The sequence below is a fragment of the Rhizobacter sp. P2_G4 genome (assembly GCF_056403575.1).
Window position 1 is genome coordinate 1,230,406 of record NZ_JBFUFG010000001.1, and the last position, 17,510, is coordinate 1,247,915.

The 17,510-nt window shown below is 66.4% G+C and carries 14 protein-coding genes; 8 read left to right on the forward strand and 6 right to left on the reverse strand.

The window, feature by feature from the left end; translation table 11 throughout:
• The first annotated feature begins 109 nt into the window (after positions 1 to 109).
• A complete protein-coding gene (locus AC1DYS_RS05795; RefSeq protein ID WP_477897290.1) occupies positions 110 to 1,177 on the forward strand; it encodes an aminoglycoside phosphotransferase family protein in 1,068 nt (355 codons plus the stop codon).
• Here AC1DYS_RS05795 and AC1DYS_RS05800 read toward each other — a convergent pair.
• Complete coding sequence (locus tag AC1DYS_RS05800; RefSeq protein WP_477896924.1) at positions 1,171 to 2,148, reverse strand: LysR family transcriptional regulator; 978 nt, start codon at positions 2,146 to 2,148, stop codon at positions 1,171 to 1,173. The two genes, AC1DYS_RS05795 and AC1DYS_RS05800, sit on opposite strands and share 7 nt — an antisense overlap.
• 203 nt (positions 2,149 to 2,351) lie before the next feature.
• Between AC1DYS_RS05800 and AC1DYS_RS05805 the strand changes: the two genes are divergently transcribed.
• A complete protein-coding gene (locus AC1DYS_RS05805; RefSeq protein ID WP_477896926.1) occupies positions 2,352 to 2,753 on the forward strand; it encodes a DUF4148 domain-containing protein in 402 nt (133 codons plus the stop codon).
• A gap of 100 nt (positions 2,754 to 2,853) precedes the next feature.
• Positions 2,854 to 4,515 (forward strand): NAD(P)/FAD-dependent oxidoreductase, encoded by a 1,662-nt coding sequence (locus AC1DYS_RS05810; RefSeq protein ID WP_477896928.1) that lies wholly within the window; start codon positions 2,854 to 2,856, stop codon positions 4,513 to 4,515.
• Here AC1DYS_RS05810 and AC1DYS_RS05815 read toward each other — a convergent pair.
• The 3 genes from AC1DYS_RS05815 to AC1DYS_RS05825 are packed head-to-tail and all read right to left on the reverse strand — an operon-like array spanning position 4,497 to position 8,188.
• Positions 4,497 to 5,828 carry an amidohydrolase gene (locus AC1DYS_RS05815; protein ID WP_477896930.1) on the reverse strand — a complete coding sequence of 444 codons (1,332 nt, stop codon included), beginning with the start codon at positions 5,826 to 5,828 and terminating at the stop codon, positions 4,497 to 4,499. The genes AC1DYS_RS05810 and AC1DYS_RS05815 overlap by 19 nt on opposite strands.
• Complete coding sequence (locus AC1DYS_RS05820; protein ID WP_477896932.1) at positions 5,828 to 7,303, reverse strand: M20 family metallopeptidase; 1,476 nt, start codon at positions 7,301 to 7,303, stop codon at positions 5,828 to 5,830. Before AC1DYS_RS05820 ends, AC1DYS_RS05815 begins: the two co-directional genes overlap by 1 nt.
• A 30-nt stretch (positions 7,304 to 7,333) precedes the next feature.
• Entirely contained in the window at positions 7,334 to 8,188 is an 855-nt protein-coding gene (locus tag AC1DYS_RS05825; protein WP_477897292.1) for an alpha/beta hydrolase, read from the reverse strand.
• A 106-nt stretch (positions 8,189 to 8,294) separates the two neighbouring features.
• On the opposite strand from AC1DYS_RS05825, the gene AC1DYS_RS05830 reads away from it, so the two are divergent.
• Both AC1DYS_RS05830 and AC1DYS_RS05835 read left to right on the forward strand, forming a co-directional pair.
• On the forward strand, positions 8,295 to 9,122 hold the full coding sequence (locus AC1DYS_RS05830; RefSeq protein WP_477896934.1) for an enoyl-CoA hydratase-related protein: 828 nt from the start codon (positions 8,295 to 8,297) through the stop codon (positions 9,120 to 9,122).
• 162 nt (positions 9,123 to 9,284) lie between these two features.
• Positions 9,285 to 12,500, forward strand: a complete 3,216-nt coding sequence (locus AC1DYS_RS05835) for a ligand-binding sensor domain-containing protein (protein ID WP_477896936.1) — start codon at positions 9,285 to 9,287, stop codon at positions 12,498 to 12,500.
• Positions 12,501 to 12,509: 9 nt separating this feature from the next.
• Here AC1DYS_RS05835 and AC1DYS_RS05840 read toward each other — a convergent pair whose 3' ends face one another.
• Both AC1DYS_RS05840 and AC1DYS_RS05845 read right to left on the reverse strand, forming a co-directional pair.
• Complete coding sequence (locus tag AC1DYS_RS05840; protein WP_477896938.1) at positions 12,510 to 13,019, reverse strand: nucleoside deaminase; 510 nt, start codon at positions 13,017 to 13,019, stop codon at positions 12,510 to 12,512.
• Between the two features lie 45 nt (positions 13,020 to 13,064).
• Positions 13,065 to 13,928 (reverse strand): alpha/beta fold hydrolase, encoded by an 864-nt coding sequence (locus AC1DYS_RS05845; RefSeq protein WP_477896940.1) that lies wholly within the window; start codon positions 13,926 to 13,928, stop codon positions 13,065 to 13,067.
• Positions 13,929 to 14,096: 168 nt separating this feature from the next.
• Here AC1DYS_RS05845 and AC1DYS_RS05850 point away from each other — a divergent pair, with 168 nt between their 5' ends.
• The 3 genes from AC1DYS_RS05850 to AC1DYS_RS05860 all read left to right on the forward strand — a co-directional run bounded on the left by AC1DYS_RS05850 (position 14,097) and on the right by AC1DYS_RS05860 (position 17,503).
• The gene (locus tag AC1DYS_RS05850) at positions 14,097 to 14,510 is read left to right on the forward strand and encodes a VOC family protein (RefSeq protein WP_477896942.1); all 414 of its coding nucleotides are present in this window, start codon (positions 14,097 to 14,099) and stop codon (positions 14,508 to 14,510) included.
• 306 nt (positions 14,511 to 14,816) lie between these two features.
• Positions 14,817 to 17,201, forward strand: a complete 2,385-nt coding sequence (locus AC1DYS_RS05855) for a DUF349 domain-containing protein (RefSeq protein ID WP_477896944.1) — start codon at positions 14,817 to 14,819, stop codon at positions 17,199 to 17,201.
• Positions 17,198 to 17,503: a hypothetical protein gene (locus AC1DYS_RS05860; RefSeq protein ID WP_477896946.1), complete on the forward strand. Its 306-nt coding sequence runs from the start codon at positions 17,198 to 17,200 to the stop codon at positions 17,501 to 17,503. Before AC1DYS_RS05855 ends, AC1DYS_RS05860 begins: the two co-directional genes overlap by 4 nt.
• The last annotated feature ends 7 nt before the right edge of the window (positions 17,504 to 17,510 follow it).

A 17,510-nucleotide genomic window follows, 5' to 3' on the forward strand; every position in this document is an offset into this window, starting at 1 on the left:
GGTGCTGTCGTGCGGCGCAGGCCGACCCGAGGCGATTTGTAGAATCGATTATCAACGAGGGGCGAGGGCTCGCCGCCTTGGCTTCCCCTTATCTGCATTGCGCTGTGCCATGACCTCCGAATCCCCTGCCATTGCCTGGACCGACGATGCTCGCCGCGAACTCTTCGCGACGTGGCTGGCCGGCGTGGCCGAGCGTCACGCGCTCAACGTCGCAAGCCTGCGCTCCGCGAGTGCGGATGCGAGCTTTCGTCGCTACTTTCGCATCGACGGCGACACAGGTGCGTCGTTCATCGTGATGGATGCGCCGCCGCCGCAAGAAGACGTGCGGCCGTTCGTCAGCGTTGCGGCCATGTTCGAAGGCGCAGGCCTGAATGCACCACGCGTGCTCGAGCAAGACGTGCAAAACGGCTTTCTGCTGCTCACCGACCTGGGCTCTCAGCTTTACCTTCATCGCCTGCAAGAAGCCAAGGCACAAGGCGATGCGCGCAGTATCTCGTCGCTGATGCACGACGCGATTGCGGCGCTCGTGCAATGGCAAGTCCGCGCCGATGCTAGCGGCCTGCCGGCTTATGACGATGCGCTGCTTCGAAGAGAGCTGGCTCTGTTCCCCGACTGGTGTGTGGCGCGCGAGTACGCCGTCACCTGGACACCCGATCAGCAAGCGAAGTGGCAAAAGGTGTGCGACCTGCTGGTCGCCAGCGCGCTGGCGCAACCCACAGTGGCCGTGCATCGCGACTACATGCCACGCAACCTGATGGTCTGCCCGGCCGAGCAGGGCAACCCCGGCATTCTCGACTTCCAGGATGCGGTGCGAGGCCCGATCAGCTACGACCCTGCGTCGATGCTTCGTGACGCCTTCATCTCATGGGAAGAAGAGCAGGAGATCGACTGGGCGGTGCGCTATTGGCAGCAGGCTCGAAAGGCCGGCCTCAGCCTTCCGGACGATTTTGGCGAGTTCTGGAAACAGCTGGAATGGATGGGGCTGCAGCGTCACCTCAAGGTGCTCGGCATCTTCAGCCGCTTGAAGCATCGGGACGGCAAGCCCAAGTACTGTGAAGACCTGCCGCGCTTCTTTGCCTACGCCCACAAGGTGGCAACGCGTTACAACGGCCTCGGGCCATTGGCCCACCTGCTGGAGCCGCTGATGGGCGCCACGCGCCACGAAGTCTTTTACTGAAGAACCAGCTGGCCCACGCTGCGCGGCGTGGCACAGCCGGCGGCCTGAAGCCAGGGGTCGTGCTCGCCGCCGCCGAACGTCTGCACGAGAAAGTCGATGAACGCCCGCGTGCGTGCCGGCACGTACTTGCGTGTCGGCATGGCGGCGTAAAGCCGCAGCGTCAAAACCCGCCATTCGGGCAGCACCCGCTCCAGGGCGTGCTCGAGCAGGGCATCTTCGACCACGTAAGAGGGCAGGCCCGAAATGCCCATTCCAGCCAGGGCCGCGGCGTACATGGTGTCGCTGTGGATGGTGCTGAGAGCGGGCTTCGAAGGAACCAGGGTGAACGACTCGCCCGATGGTTCGTCGTCGCCCCAGTCGCCGCGATGAAACGTGATTTCCCGCATGTGGCTCGGGAGCATGGCTTCATGCATCGGCAACTCGTTGGGGTGCACAGGCCTGCCCATGCGATCAAGGTATTCCGGGGAAGCGCAGGTGATCACTTCCGAACGTGCCAGCAAACGGGCCACGAAGTCGCCGTCCAACGCCTGCTTTCCGACCTGGATGATGCTGATGTCGAAGTTCTCGTCGACGGTTTCAACCGGACCCGGCACGACGAGCTCAAGCGTCACCCGCGGATAGAGCGCCCGAAAACGCGGCAGGTGCTTGGCGATCTGGTGCACCGCGAACGCGGGCGGAGCCAATACGCGCAGGTGGCCGCGAGGGTCCGACGTTGCGGCGCTGGCCAGCGCCTCCGCTTCTTCCACCTCCGTGAGGATCTGTCGCACGCGGTCGAGGTAGAGCTCACCGGTGTCAGTCAGCGCCAAGCGGCGCGTCGTGCGGTTGATCAGGCGAGCGCCCAGATGCTCTTCCAAGTCGGCCACCAGTCGGGTGACGACGGCCGCTGATAGGTTGAGCTGCCGGGCTGCGCCCGCGAAGCTGCCCTCTTCGATGACCCGGGAAAACACCCGCATGGAATGCAGTCGGTCCATCTCTTACACCTCTATTGTTTCGTTTTGAGCAATGCGCAATTGAAGCATAGGCTATTTATTGATCGATTGGCAATGCCTACAGTTCAGTTCATCGATGAGCCGAATGCAAACAGAGCGACTCACCGAGGCTGGACACGACGGCACTCATAGCAACACCGCCTGCCCGGAACGTCACCTCAACTTTTTGAATTAAGGAAATCATCATGAACACCAAGCAAATCATCGCCGCTGCCGCCATCGCCCTCTTCGGTTCTGCCGCCTTCGCTCAAGAAGCCGTGCAGAACGTCGAAATCCCGACGTCTTCGAATGTCCAACGTGCTGACGTCAAGGCTGAGGCCCTTCGTGCTCGTGCTGCTGGTGAACTCGCGAACAGCGAAGCGCCTGTTGCCGCTGCACCGGCAGCTTCAACGACGCTCACCCGCGCTGCTGTGCGCAACGAGTTCTTGCAAGCTCGTGCAGCCGGCAAGGTCGTCTACGTTGGTGATGTGGCCCAGTACGCCAACGACACTGCAACTCCGGTTCGCACCCGCGAAGAAGTCAAGGCTGAAGCCCGCGCCTTCGCCCGCCTGAACCAAACTGCCAACGTGCAGACTGCTGGTTACTGAGATTCGGCGTTCTGCGCCGCTCGATCAAGCCGCCTTCGGGCGGCTTTTTCACGTTTGGCCGCGGCTCATCGAAAATGGCGGATTGCGCTGAATCCTCCCCATGCTGCGAATCACCGAACTTCGACTGCCGCTCACTCACTCCGAAGACGCCCTGCGCCCAGCAGTGGTGAAGCGCTTGGGCTTGGCCCATGACGGCGAACTGAAGGCGTTCTCCGTCTTCAAGCGCAGCTACGACGCCCGCAAGAAGAGCGCGATCGTGTTGATCTACACCGTCGACTGCGAACTCGACGACGAAGCAGCGGTGCTGCAGCGTTTCACAGGTGACGTCCACGTCCGGCTGGCGCCTGACACCGCCTACAAGTTCGTCGGCCACGCGCCGATAGACTTTGCCTCGAGCGACACACCCCGTCCGCTGGTGATCGGCTTCGGGCCATGCGGCATCTTCGCCGCGCTGATCTTGGCGCAAATGGGTTTGCGCCCCATCGTGCTGGAGCGCGGCAAGGAAGTGCGGCAACGCACCAAGGACACCTGGGGCCTGTGGCGTCAGCGCATTCTCAATCCGGAGTCGAACGTGCAGTTCGGCGAGGGCGGTGCTGGCACGTTTTCCGATGGCAAGCTGTGGAGCCAGATCAGCGACCCGCGCCACCTCACGCGCAAGGTGCTGACCGAGTTCGTCAAGGCCGGGGCGCCGGACGAAATTCTGTACGCCGCCAAGCCCCACATCGGCACCTTCCGCTTGGTGAGCATGGTGGAGAAGATGCGCGCGGACATCGTGGCCCTGGGTGGCGAGATTCGTTTCCAGCAGCGCGTGACCGACGTGCGCATCGAAGCCGGGCACATCCGCGGCGTCACGCTCGCCTCTGGCGAAGAACTGCGCGCCGACCATGTCGTGCTGGCGCTCGGCCACAGCGCACGCGACACCTTCGCGATGCTGCACGAGCGCGGCGTCTACATGGAGGCCAAGCCTTTCTCGGTCGGCTTTCGCATCGAGCACCCGCAAAGCTTGATCGACGCCGCGCGTTTCGGCCCCAGCGCGGGCCATCCCATCCTCGGTGCGGCGGACTACAAGCTCGTGCACCATGCGCGCAATGGGCGGTCGGTCTACAGCTTTTGCATGTGCCCGGGTGGCACGGTGGTGGCGGCCACATCGGAGCCGAACCGGGTGGTCACGAACGGCATGAGCCAGTACTCGCGCAACGAGCGCAATGCGAACGCCGGCATCGTGGTGGGCGTGACGCCGCAGGACTACCAGCTCGACAAGAACGCGAGCGGTCCGGTGAACCCACTCGATGGCATGGCATTCCAGCGGGTCTGGGAGTCGCGGGCCTTCGAGCTGGGGGGTGGAACCTACGAGGCTCCCGGCCAACTGGTGGGCGACTTCATCAAGGGTCAACGCTCGTCGGTGCTCGGCAAGGTCGAGCCTTCCTACAAGCCGGGCGTGCTGTTGACTGACCTGGGCGAGCGCGGAAACGAAAGCCTGCCCGACTACGCCATTGCTGCCATACGCGAAGCCCTGCCTGCCTTCGAGCGCCAGATCAAGGGCTTTTCTCTGCCTGACGCGGTGCTCACCGGGGTGGAGACACGCACCTCATCGCCCTTGCGCATCACGCGTGGCAAGGACTTCCAGAGCCTCAACGTCCAAGGCCTGTATCCGGCCGGTGAAGGCGCCGGCTACGCAGGCGGAATCATGTCGGCAGGCGTCGACGGCATCGAGGTCGCCGAGGCGCTCGGTGCACGAATGCTTCAGCGGTCCGAGAGGTAGTCGATCGCCAGCATGCTGAGCGTCAGCGCGCCCATCGGCATGGCGTCTTCGTCGAAGTCGAAGGCCGGCGAGTGGTTGGTGGCGGCGTTCATGGGTGTCTTGCCCTTGGGCGGCGCGCCGAGGATGTAGAAGAAGCCCGGCACAACCTTCTGGTACTCCGAGAAGTCTTCCGAGGCCGCGATCTTCGGAATCACCATCACCTGGTCTTCGGTCGATCGCTGCAGGGACGGCAGCATGGCCGTTGTCAGATCCGCCGCATTGACCGTCACGCTGTAGGCGGTGGGTCCGAAGCTCACCTTCGCCTTCGCCCCACTCGCGGCGGCAATCATCTCGGCCGTGGTGGTGATGCGCCGCTTGGTTTCGGCTCGCATGTCTTCGTCGAAGGTGCGCAGCGTGCCCAGCATCTCGACGCTCTCGGGCACGATGTTCTCGCGGTTGCCGCCGTGAATGGAGGCGATGGTCAGCACCACTGGCTCCTTGCCAATGTTGAGCTGGCGGCTCACGATGGTCTGCAGCCCGGTGATCACCTGGGCCGAGACGACGATCGGGTCCACGCCTGTCCACGGTGCTGCACCATGCGTCTGCTGCCCCGTGACAGTGATGTGCACGGTGTCGGCTCCAGCCATCATCGCCCCGCTTCGGTAGCCTACCCAGCCAAACGGCATGTTGGGTGAGATGTGCAGGCCGAACACGGCGTCGACCTTGGGGTTGTCGAGAACACCCTGAGTCACCATCGCGCGCGCACCCCAATTCGCCTGAGTGCCGTTGGTCTCTTCAGCAATGCCCTCTTCAGCGGGCTGGAAAATGAATTTCACCGTGCCGGGGATCTGCGCCTTCACGCTCGCGAGCACTTCGGCCACGCCGAGCAGGATGGCGGTGTGGCCGTCGTGGCCGCAGGCATGCATCACCGGCGAGTCCTGCCCGAGGTGCTTGCCTTTGGCTTCCGACGCGAAAGAGAGACCCGTCGCCTCGGCGATGGGCAGGGCGTCCATGTCGGCACGCAACGCCACCACCTTGCCTGGGCGCCCGCCCTTGAGCACGCCCACCACGCCGTAGCCACCCACACCCGTCTTGACGCTCATGCCCAGCTTGCGCAAATGGTCGGCCACCAGACGCGAGGTTCGCACCTCCTGGCCCGAGAGCTCAGGGTGCTCGTGGATGTCGCGCCGCCAGGCCACCATCTTGTCTTGCTCAGCCTCGAAGCGCGGCCTCAAGGTGGCGGCGTCGAGCACCTGCGCTTGCACACTGCCGGCGCAGGCCGCCCACGCACACAGCAAGGCGGCTCCCAGGCCGGCGGGGCGCGTCAACGGCATTAGGGGCAGGCTGCCATCACTTGGGCCACTGCGGCGGTGAGCTTCTTGCCATAGGGCACGTGCAGGAACTCGTTCGGGCCGTGCGCGTTGCTCTTGGGGCCCAGCACACCACAGACCATCATCTGCGCCGCCGGGAAGCTCTTCTGCAGCATGCTCATCAGCGGGATGGTGCCGCCCTGGCCGATGTAGCCGCAAGGCGCGCCGAAGTGCGCCCGCGAGGCCGTGTTGAGCGCATCCTCCAGCCATGGCGACAGGCTCGGCGCATTCCAACCCGACGCGCCTTGCGCACCCACGCGGCCATCCGCGTTGAATGTGACCTTGGCGTTGTAGGGCGCGTTGTCTTCGAGCAAGGCCTTCAGTTTCTGCGCCGCTTCGTTGCCGTCGACGAGCGGCGGCAAACGCAGGCTCAGCTTGAACGCCGTGTACGGCCGCAGCACATTGCCCGCGTCCTTCAGTGCTGGGAATCCGTCGACGCCCGTCACGCTCAGCGTGGGCTTCCAGGTGCGGTTGATCAGTGCCTGCAAGGGGTCGGTGGACGTGGGCAGCGTCGGGCCACCATCGGCGCCGCAGGCCCAGGGAAAGCGCTTCCACACCTCGTCGCCGAGGATCTGCGCGGTGGCACGCGCCTGCTCGCGGCGGTCAGCCGGGATCTCGCAATGAAAGCTCTGCGGCAGCAGCTCGCCCGTCTTGCTGTCTTCCAGCCGGTCGAGCACCTGGCGCAGGATGCGAAAGCTCGAGGGCACCAGCCCGCTCGAATCGCCCGAGTGCACGCCCTCGGTGAGGATCTCTACCTTCAGCGTGCCGGTCACGTTGCCGCGCAAGCTGGTGGTGAGCCACAGCTGGTCGTAGTTGCCGGCGCCGCTGTCCAGGCAAACCACCAGGCTCACGTTACCGAGCCGATCTTTCAGCATGTCCACATAGGCGGGCAGGTCGAAGGAGCCGCTTTCCTCGCAGCTTTCGATCAGGCCCACGCAGCGCGGGCGCGGAATGCCCTGCTTGTCGAGCGCGAGGATCGCGGTGAGCGACGCGTAGATCGCGTAACCGTCGTCGGCGCCGCCGCGGCCGTAGAGCAAGCCGTTTTCGTACTTGGGCGTCCACGGGCCGAGATCATTGCGCCAGCCGTTGAACTCGGGCTGCTTGTCGAGGTGGCCGTAGAGGCAGATGGTGTCGGTGCTGCCGGCCTTGGTCGCAGGCACCTCGAAGAAGATCACCGGCGTTCGCCCCGGCAGGCGAATCACCTCGAGCTTGAGCCCGGCGACCTGCTTGCCTTCGACCCAGGTGGCGGCATCGCGCACCACCTTGTCGATGTAGCCGTGCTGCTCCCACTGCGCATCGAACATCGGGCTCTTGGCCGGAATGGCGATGTAGTTGGTGATGGCCGGAACGATCTCTTCGTCCCAGGTGCGATTGGCAAAAGCGGCGATGGCCGAAGCCTCGTCGGGCTGGATGGGTTGCAGCGGGTCACGTGCGTTCATTGGGGCTCTCCTTCGTGGGGAAAGGTCAGTTTAGAGCTTTGCCTCGGCCACGGGCCGCAACCCTTGCAGCCATGTGCCCAACACCGCGAACACCTCTGCCTGCTCGGGCTCGTTGAAGATCTCGTGGAACAGCGGACCGAACTCGCGCGTGGTGACCACGGCCTTGGGTGCTGCTGCCGAAAACGCACGGCTCCCAGCCGGCACCACGCATCGGTCACTGCCGGCGTAGATCAGCAGCGTGGGCACATGCCACAGTGCAGCGCGTTCGCGGGTGACGGCCCCGCTGTCGATGAAGAAGTTGACCAATCGCGGGCTGATGCGGTCATGCACCAAGGGGTCGGCCACGTAGGCTGCCACCACCTTGGCATCGCGTGAGATCCATTCGGGCTTCAAGCCGTTGCCCACGCCCAAGTTGGGTGCCAGCGACCCCAGCACCCGCAGCACGACCTTCATGAAACCGCCGACGCCGATGTCGAGCGCCGGTGAGGAGAGCACCAGCGCATCGACCGGCCGGTGCCACGGCGCGGGGCTCGCAAGACCTTCGGCGACAAAGCGCGCCGCCACCATGCCACCCATGCTGTGGCTCAGCAGCACCAGGGGCCCGGGGCGGTCCTCGCGCACGGCGTCGATCACCTGTGCGAGGTCTTTCAGCAAGGCGTCCCATGTATGGATACGGCCTCTTGCGCCCTCGCTGCGGCCGTGGCCGCGGTGGTCGTAGCCCACCGCATTCCAGCCCCAGCCGTTGAGATGCGCTGCCACCTGTTCGTACCGGCCGATGTGTTCGCCCAGGCCATGCACGATCAGCACCGTGCCACGCGCATTGGCCGCCGGCCACTCCCTGAGGTGGAGCTTCAGGCCGTCGGCGGTGCTGAGCGCGTTGTTCATGGCGGCAGTGTAGGGAGCGGTGTCGCCTGCGCGCACCGGGGCTTGCCCGCTGTCTGCCGCCTTCCGTTCGGCCGACACTGTCGCCCATGACCACACGGAGTTCTGCATGAACGACTTCTTCCAGCTCAGCAGCGAAGGCGGCATCGCCCATCTGCAGCTCAACCGCCCCGAGCGCATGAACACCATGGCGCCGCCGTTCTTCCCGGCATTGCGCGACGCGGTGCAGCAGCTGAACGACTGCGGCGAGACGCGCGTGCTCGTCATCAGCTCCACCGGCAAGCACTTCTGCGCCGGCATGTCGCTCGATGTGTTCAGTGGCAACAGCGGCATGCTCGACACCGCCAGCGCCCGCACGCGCTTGAGCTTCCAGGAATCATTGCGCCGGTTGATGGGATGCTTCGACGTGCTCGACGAAGTGCGCTTCCCCGTCATCTGCGCAGTGCAGGGCGGCTGCATCGGCGGCGGGCTCGACCTGGCCAGCGCCTGCGACATTCGCCTGTGCACGGCCGATGCCTTCTTCACTGTGCAGGAGATCCACATCGGCATGGCCGCCGATCTCGGCGTGCTGCAGCGCCTGCCCAAGATCGTGCCGCAGGCCGTGGCGCGCGAGATGGCCTACACCGGCGACCGCCTCGGTGCCGAGCGGGCACTCGCCGTGGGGCTCGTCAATGCCGTGTTGCCCGATGCGCCCGCGCTCCTGGCGCATGCGATGAAGCTGGCCCAGAGCATCGCCGCCAAGTCGCCGCTCGCGATGGCTGGCACCAAGCTGTCGATCAACTACGCGCGTGACCATGGCACCGCCGCCGCCCTGCAGCAGATGACGCTGCTGCAAAGCGCGATCTTCGACACCGGCGAGATGACGGAGGCGATTGCTGCGTGGAAGGACAAGCGCAGTGGCGAATTCGAGCCGCTGGCGCCGGTGCCGCCGCTCTGACCGCAGGCTCGCAGCCGCCATTCCGCGTGAAGCAATCGACGCCGACCGGGCCGTAACTGCGGTTCGGAGGAAGCTTTCTTTTCAGTGTGCCGCCGCGCTGCCGATAAGGTGCGAGATGCGTTGTGATTTGCCGCGTGGCCGTGCATCGGCCAGGCGTGTGGAATGTCACGCAGCTTGTTCAATCCAGAAGGGCGGGCGTGGGTGTTCGATCGTGATGTGCCATTCGACCAGCGTCGCCGATGGGGAGGCCAGGTCAAGCTCATCGCGATGTCGATCGGGGAGACGCTGGTCCGCGTCATCGCGTTGCTGGCCTGCGGCCTGGCCGCATCGGTCTGTGCCGCCACGAACACCGGCCGATGGTCGAGCATGGCCGACCCGGTCTTCCGTCACAACACGTCAGCCGAAGCCGCTGGCGCCAACGCCTTCGCCGAAGACGGCCAGGGCTTTCTGTGGATGGGCGGCCAGGGCGGTCTGTTGCGGTGGGACGGCTATCGCTTCAGCAGCTACCTGGCCGACCCGACCCTGCCAGGAACGCTGCCCGACAGCTTCGTCGTCACGCTGCACACCGATGAAAGCGGGCGCCTGTGGGTCGGCACCATCGCCGGCGGGCTGGCCCGCTATGACCCACTGACCGACCGGTTCGTGCACTACCCAGCCGGCAAGACAGGCTTGAGCCACGTCACCGTCAACGCGCTGGCCGACGACGGTGCAGGCGGCATCTGGGTCGGCACGGGTGCCGGGCTGGACCATCTCGATCCTGCCAGCGGCGTGGTCAAACGGCTGCCTTCGGGTGTGCTGGCCGGGCGCGTCATGGCGATTCTTCAAGACCGTGCCGGCACGCTCTGGGTCGGCACCAACCGAGGATTGGCGCGGCGTGAACCAGATGCCACGGAGTTCAGCGCCGTTTTGCTGCCGACGCGGCACGAGACTGCCCCGTCCGTGACGAGCCTGTTGCAGGATTCCAGCGGCCGCATCTGGGTGGGCACCCGGCCGGACGGCGCGTTTGTGATGGAAGCCGGCCAGTCGTCAGCGCGACCCGTTCGCGAAGACGGCGCCGGAGCCGCACTGTCGGGCGACGATGTGATGGGGCTCGCAGAGGCCGCGCCCGGCGAGGTCTGGATCGGCACGCTGGGCGGTGGCGTCCTGGTGGTCGATACCCACAACGGCACGACACACCGCGTGCGAAGCCAAGCCTCCTTGCCCACCAGCCTGCGTGACGACGACGTCAACGCGATGTACCGTGACCGCAGCGGCGAAATCTGGCTCAGCACGACCACCGCCATCAGCCAGCATGACCCGCAGCGTGCGGTGTCCACGCTCTTCGGCGTGCGCGGTCGCAGCCGCGGCATCTCGCATGCCAATGTGCCTGCTGTCCTCGCCATGCCGGACGGTCGCGTGTGGCTCAGCGTGGGCGATGGCGGCGTGGACATCATGGACCCGGTACTCGGCCGGGTGGCGCAACTTCGGCCCGATCCGCGGCAACCACTCACGGCGCTGCCTAAGGGCCGTGTGCTGGCCATGGCGCTGTCTCCCGAAGGGGATGTATACCTCGGCACCCACCAGGGCCTGTACCGAGCTGACCGCAAGGCGCACAGCCTGCGACGCGTGAGCTTCGCGCAGCGCAGCGCCACAGCCGCCGTGTGGGCGCTGCGCTTCGATGGCGACCGTCTCTGGTTCGGTGGGCTCGACGGCCTCTGGACGCTGGCGATGCACCCGGATTCCGCGCCGGAGCTGAAGCGCCCGCAAGGCGATCTCTCGGTGATCGAGCAAAGCGTCACCGTCATCGAACAGTCGCCCGACGCCATCTGGGTCGGCACCCGCTTCGGCGTGCTTCGCGTGGACAAGGCGACTGGCACGCTGGAGAGCATGCCCGTGGATGCTGCTGACCCCACGTCGCTGATCGGCGGCTATGTGGCGTCGCTGCTGCTGGACCGGCGTGGCCGGTTGTGGGTTTCGTCGATGGGCGGTGGCATCCATGTTCTCGAGCGGCGGGACGCCAACGGGAGACCCCGGTTCCGACGCCTCGGTACGTCGGACGGCTTGCCGAGCACCGGTGTGGACAAGCTGCTGGAGATTGCCGACGGGCAGGTGTGGGCCAGCACCGACGATGGGCTGGTCGTCATCGACCCAGACAGTCTGGGCGTGCGGTCGCTCAGGCGCGCCGAGGGCGTTGCCATCTCGGGCTACTGGAGCAACGCAGGCGCATTGACGCCTGCAGGTGAACTGCTCTTCGGCGGGCTGGGCGGCTTGACCGTGGTGCGACCGGAGCTGCTGCAGCGCCGTGAGTTCCGCCCGCCGGTCGTGGTGACCGATCTGCGGGTCGGCGGCACACGCATGCCGATCACGCAGATCAACGTGCCTGGGCATGCCGGCCTGATCGAGCTGGCGCCGGGCGCACGCAGCCTGCAGGTCGAATTCTCTGCACTCGACTACTCGGCGCCCGAGAGAAACCAGTACGCCTATCGGCTGGAAGGCTTCGACACCGACTGGGTGGCGTCCGACGGGCTGCGCCGCGTGGCCGCCTATACGAACCTGTCTCCGGGCGACTACACGCTGAAGATTCGAGGCTCAGGCCGCGACGGGCAGTGGAGCGATGCTGTGTTGAGCCTGCCGGTTCGCGTGCTGCCCGCGTGGTACGAGACGATCTGGTTCCGAGTGCTGCTGGGTCTCGGATTTATCGGTCTCGTGGCCGCGGTGGTGCAGGCACGCACGCTCATCTTCAAACGCCGCCAGAAGGAGCTCCAGGGCCTGGTGAGCGAGCGAACCGCGGCGCTTCTTCAGCGAACGTCGGAGCTTGAAGCCCGCACGGTGGAGCTGAACCTCATCCAGACGCAGCTCGAGCAGATCGCCTACCGCGACCCATTGACCGACCTGCCCAACCGGCGGTTCTTCAACGACACCTTCCGGCGCCTCATTGCGCAGGCCCGGCGCGACGGCGTCGGCTTCACGCTGATGCTGATCGACCTCGATCACTTCAAGCAGATCAACGATACCTTCGGGCACGACGCGGGCGACGCACTGCTGATCGAGCTCGCCGCGCGTTTGCGTGCGGCGGTGCGCGAGGTCGACAGCATCGCGCGGCTGGGCGGTGACGAGTTCGCGGTGCTGCTGCCGGCCACGACCGGCCGCGAGGCGGTGGAGATCGTCTGCAAGCGCATCGTCGAAGCGGCAGCGCTGCCGGTGTTCTTCAACGCGCAGGCCATACGGGCCGGCGCCAGCATCGGCGTGGCCTTGGGGCTGACTGACGGTGACGATGCGGACGCCTTGTACAAGTCGGCCGACCTCGCCCTCTACCAGGCCAAGCGCGAGGGGCGCAGTACCTGGCGCTGGCACGGGCAGACGGCCAGCGCCGAGCCTTCCAGCCTCTTTGAAGCTTGAAGAGCGAAGCTATGCGCTTTGCCAGAAGCGCAGGTGCAGCGCCGCGATCTCGTCTTCGACTTCGGCCACCGGCCCGATGACCTCGATGGCCTTCTGCCCGCGGGCGAAGAGGTCGCGGCAGGGCAGGTCGAGCGTCGGGTTCTCGGCGTGGTTGCCGGTGATCTGCAGCAGCCGGTGCTCGCTCATGCCGTAGACCACTCGGCCGATGTGCGCCCAGTACTGTGTGCCCGCGCACATCGCGCAGGGCTCGACTGTTGTGTAGAGCGTGCAGTGCCACAGCTCGTCGGGGGAGAAGCGCCGTGCGGCGTTGCGCGCCAGCACGCTTTCGGCGTGGTTCACGCTGTCGACGTTGCCCTGTGTCATCAACACGGTCGCGTGGTCGGGGCCGACGAGGATGGCCCCGAAGGGGTGGTGGCCCTGCCGCAGCGATTCTTCGGCGACGCGGTTGGCTTGGCGCAGCAGCGCCACGACCTGCTCTGCTGTGGGCGGGGTTCGGTGGATGGCGGGGTCGATGCTCATGAACGCTCATGGTGTGCGAGACACCATGAGCATAGAGCGCCTCGATCACGCCGCCATCGCGACTCGATTCAGACCTGTGGCGAGGGATGGGTCGAGGTACATCGCCATCCATTCCGTCACGGTCTTCTCGTGTGTCATTGGTCCGAGGTGGCCGGCACCCGGCAGTTCGCAGCGCTGTGCGTGAGGCATGGCGCGCGACAACAACTCGGCCACGCGGCGTGCGGGTGTGCGCGTCAGAGAACCATGCATCAGCAGGACGGGCATGTTCAGGCGCGACAGCACCGTCTGGCTCCAGCGGGCGGCGAAGCAGGCCTCGAAGTGGCGCGGCACGGCCGGCATGCGCAGGCCGACGGCGCCGCGTTGTGCGGGTGTCATGCGGGTCCACGCGTCGTCACCACCCCAGTAGCTGATGAACTGGGCGGCGGCTTCGTCCATCTCGCCGCGGCGCATCAGGCCGCGCACGGTGTAGGCGATGTCGGTGATCTCGGCCAGCGCCGGGTCGCGCGGCGCCAGTTCACGCATCACGCCGAAGGCCACCGGTTCGTAGAGCGTGAGCGAGCGCACGCGGCGTGGATAGCGAAGCGCAATCTGCAGTGCCACGGCGCCACCGTACGAATGGCCGACGAGGTGCACGCCGCGCTGGTCGAGGTGCGGGCTGGTCGACTCCATCAGTGCGGTGACGGCTTGCGCATCCACATGCAGGGTATTCATCGCCGCTTGCGGCCACTGTGGGCTGCGACCATGGCCATACAGGTCGGGTGCCAATACCTGCCAGCGGGTCGACAGGGTCTGCGCCAGCCCTTGCCATTGGGCATGGGTGCCGGCGCTGGAATGCAGGCAGACCACCAGGTCGCCGGCACCCTGGGTGCGGGCGGAGAGGCGGCCGGGGTTCACGGGTTCGATGCTCATGCGGTCCATCCAAAAACTGTGTTGATGGAGGCCGTTCGCATGTCGCGGCGAGGCGCCTCCAGGAGAACCGAAAGGATGCGGTGGCGCCGTATCAGCACGGTGTCGCCAGCCCCGTGGCGTGATTCATTCGTTGCGTCGATGTTGATGCGCTGCGTAACATCCCTGCCCATGCGCAGCCTCTTCCACCTGGCCTTCCACGTTCGCGATCTCGATGCCGCGCGCCGCTTCTACGCCGGCCTGCTCGGCTGCCGCGAAGGGCGCAGCACGGCCACTTGGGTCGACTTCGACTTCTTCGGCCACCAGATCTCGGTGCATCTGGGCGAGCCCTTCACGACCACCAATACCGGCCGGGTTGGGAACCACATGGTGCCGATGCCGCACCTGGGCGTGGTGCTCGAATTGCCCGACTGGCAGGCGCTGGCCGAGCGGCTGACTGCGGCACAGGTCGAGTTCGTGATGCCGCCGCAGGTGCGCTTCGAGGGTCAGCCGGGCGAGCAATGGACGATGTTCTTCCGCGACCCGTCGGGCAACCCGATCGAGGTCAAGGGCTTCAGGTCGCTCGAGACGCTGTACGACGCATGAGCTGCCAGCAGCCGGCTTGACGGGTGCCTGTTGCGCAATTTCCGCAGGCGGTCGCGGCTTACTTTCTGTTGCCGCTTCGTGACCGGCGTCGCAAAGACCCTTGCAAGCACTTGCTTTCGCAGGAGATGGCTGATTGAAGCCATTTCTTGGCACGTGTTGATGCATTGAGAAGCGCTATTTCGACACCCGACCCAGGGGGTCTCCTGGGCTGTTCGACGGGCCTGTGCGGCCTACACTCCGTCGCGCGCGCCACCGCGTGCCTGCTTCTTCTCTTTAGTTCCTTCCACCTGACCTGATCCTGCCCTGATGCTGAGCCGGCTATTCAAGAAACGCGACGACGTCGCCGCCACTCCTTCGGCGCCCCTGGCGCCGGCCGCACCGGACCGGGCCGCACTGGCCGGAGAAGCCCGCGCCGAGTGGGCGCCTCGCCTGCAGCAGGCGCAGGGTGACGATGCTGCGCTGCTGCTGATCACGCAAACAGCACCGACGTGGGAGGTCAAGCTCGCAGCGGTCGAGGGTCTGGTGAGCGAAGAGTCACTCAAGCAGGCCGAGCGCGAAATGCGCACTCAAGACAGCCGCGTGCATCGCGCCGCCAAGCGCCGCTTGGTGGCTGCCGTGGCGCAGCGCGAAGCCCGCGCAGGCGCCCAGTCGGTGATCGAAGCCGCGGCCGAACTGGCCGACGAAGTGCCGCTGCCGGCCAACCGCCTCGTCGCCATCGACCGCGACTGGCAAGCGCTCGATGCGACGCTGCTGACCGAAGCTCAGGTGGCCGAGTTCGCGCAATGGCAGGAGCGCCTCAACACCTTGCTGCGCGAGCAGGGCGAACAACAGCAGGCGCAGCAGCGCCAGATCGCCGAAGCGAAACAGGCCCAAGAAGCGGCGGAGGCTGCGGCGCAAGCAGCAGCCCAAGCCGAGGAAGAGGCCCGGCTGGCCGCGCTTGCTGTCGTCGAACCGGCGAGCGCTGAACCCGAAACATCAACCGCCGCGGCTGAGCCACCGGCTCCGAGACCCAATCTCAGCACCGAACAGCGTGCACAGATCGAAGCGCTGCTGGCCCAGGCTGAGGCAGCCCTCGCCGAAGGCCAGCTGAGCGACATGCAACAGCAGCTTCAGGCGCTGGACGCCGCACTCGAGGCCGCGAACGGGGCGAAGCTCAGCGACAGCCTGCGTGCGCGGCAGCAGGCTTTGCACGCCGAACGCGGGCGCTTGAAGGCGTGGCAGAAGTGGGGTGGCGCGCGTGCGCTCGAGAGCTTGGTGGCCGAGGCCGAGGTGCTTGCTCGCGCCACGCTCGCCGCGGCAGACCCCGAGGCTGCCAACGCGCCCAAGCTGCGACTCAAGACGCACGCGGACAGCATCCAGTCGCTGCGCTCGCGCTGGAAGGAAGTTGATCGCCTCGGCTCGACCACCGCCAACCAGGCGCTGTGGAGCCGGTTCGATGCTGCGCTGCAGACCGCGTACCAGCCCATCGCCGCACAACAGGCGGTGCAGAAAGCCGCGCGCCAGGAGAACCTGCAGGCGCGCGAGGCGCTGCTCGCCACCCTCGATGCCTTGCCCGATGCCGACGAATCGTTGAGCCCCGACGAACTGGCTGCACACCGCAAGGAGCAGCTGCGGGCGCTAGGCAACTTCCAGCTGGCTTGGCGCCAGCTGGGGCCGCTGGAGCACACCGTGCCGCCAGGTGCAAGAAGCTCGCTGCAGAAGCGGCTGAGCAGCAGCGTCGCACGCATCGAGGCACCGATCGAAGAGGCGCGCCGCACCGCCACGTCGCAGCGCGAGCAGCTCGTCGCCCGTGCCGAAGCGCTGGTGCAGGAGCTCGGCCGCAACCCTGCATCACGCGATGCGATTCCCCGCGTGCGCGAGCTGCAGGCCGAGTGGCAGCAGCATGCGCGCACGCTGCCGCTGGCACGCCCGGTCGAAGGCGCCCTGTGGGCCCGCTTCAAGGCGGCGACTGATGCCGTGTTCGCGCAGCGCGAAGCCGCCTTCAGCGCACGCGATGCCGAACTGGCCAGCAACCTCGCGGCACGCGAGGCGCTGTTGGCGCGCCTGTCCGCCATCGACCTCGATGCGACGCCGGTGGCCGAGATGCAGCGTGCGTTGGCCGAGGCCGACCGCGAATGGCGCCAGGTGGTCGAGGTGCCGCGCGCAGCAGTCAACTCGCTGGAAACCCGTTTCCGCGAAGCCCGCGCAGCGCTCGCGCAAGCTGTTGCCGACAGCGCGCGCAAGCGCTGGCAAGCTCAATGCGACGCACTGCTGGCCAAGCTCGCTCTTTGCGAAGAGCGTGAATCCGCCGCCACCGAAGCCAGCGATGGAGCCGACCGCTGGGCCGCAGTGGCGCCCGTGCCCGCGGGATGGGACAAGCCCTTGGCACAACGCTGGTCAGCGGCGCCCACGTCCGGGCCGCTGGCGGCTCCGGCTTTCGATGACCTGCTGCTGCAACTGGAGGCCGCGTTCGACCTGCCGGCCTCGCCCGAGCTTCAGGCCGCGCGCCGGGACCTGAAGCTGCGTGCGTTGAAAGACACGCTCGAGGGCCGCGCGCCGCAGGTGCGCGATCCGGCCGCCCAGCGCGACGCTTGGTTCGCGGCCGCGCTGAGGCAGAGCGGCACGACGTTTGCCCAGCAGCAACGCCTGCACGCCATCGTGGCAGCGCTGCGTCAGTCCACGCCGAGCTCGTCCGGAGACAAGAGCCGATGAACGAATACGAAGACGCCACTGTCGTTCGCGAGCACCGTGCCGAGCAGGGCGACGGCGGCGAGATGAGCCTGCGTCTTCTGCAAGGAAGCGGCCCGGCCGAGGGCCATCGATGCATCCACCGCGTGGTCACCGACCGCAGCGGCCAGCTCAAATCCGACATCGTTTATTACTACACGCCGGCCGTCGCCGCCGACGTGGTTAGCGCCGACTTCAGCCTGCTCGCAAGTGCACGGCTGATGTCGGTCAATCAGCTTCATCACACCGAATCCATGCTCAACCGGCGATTGCGCGCGGTTCGGTAAGCGGAGC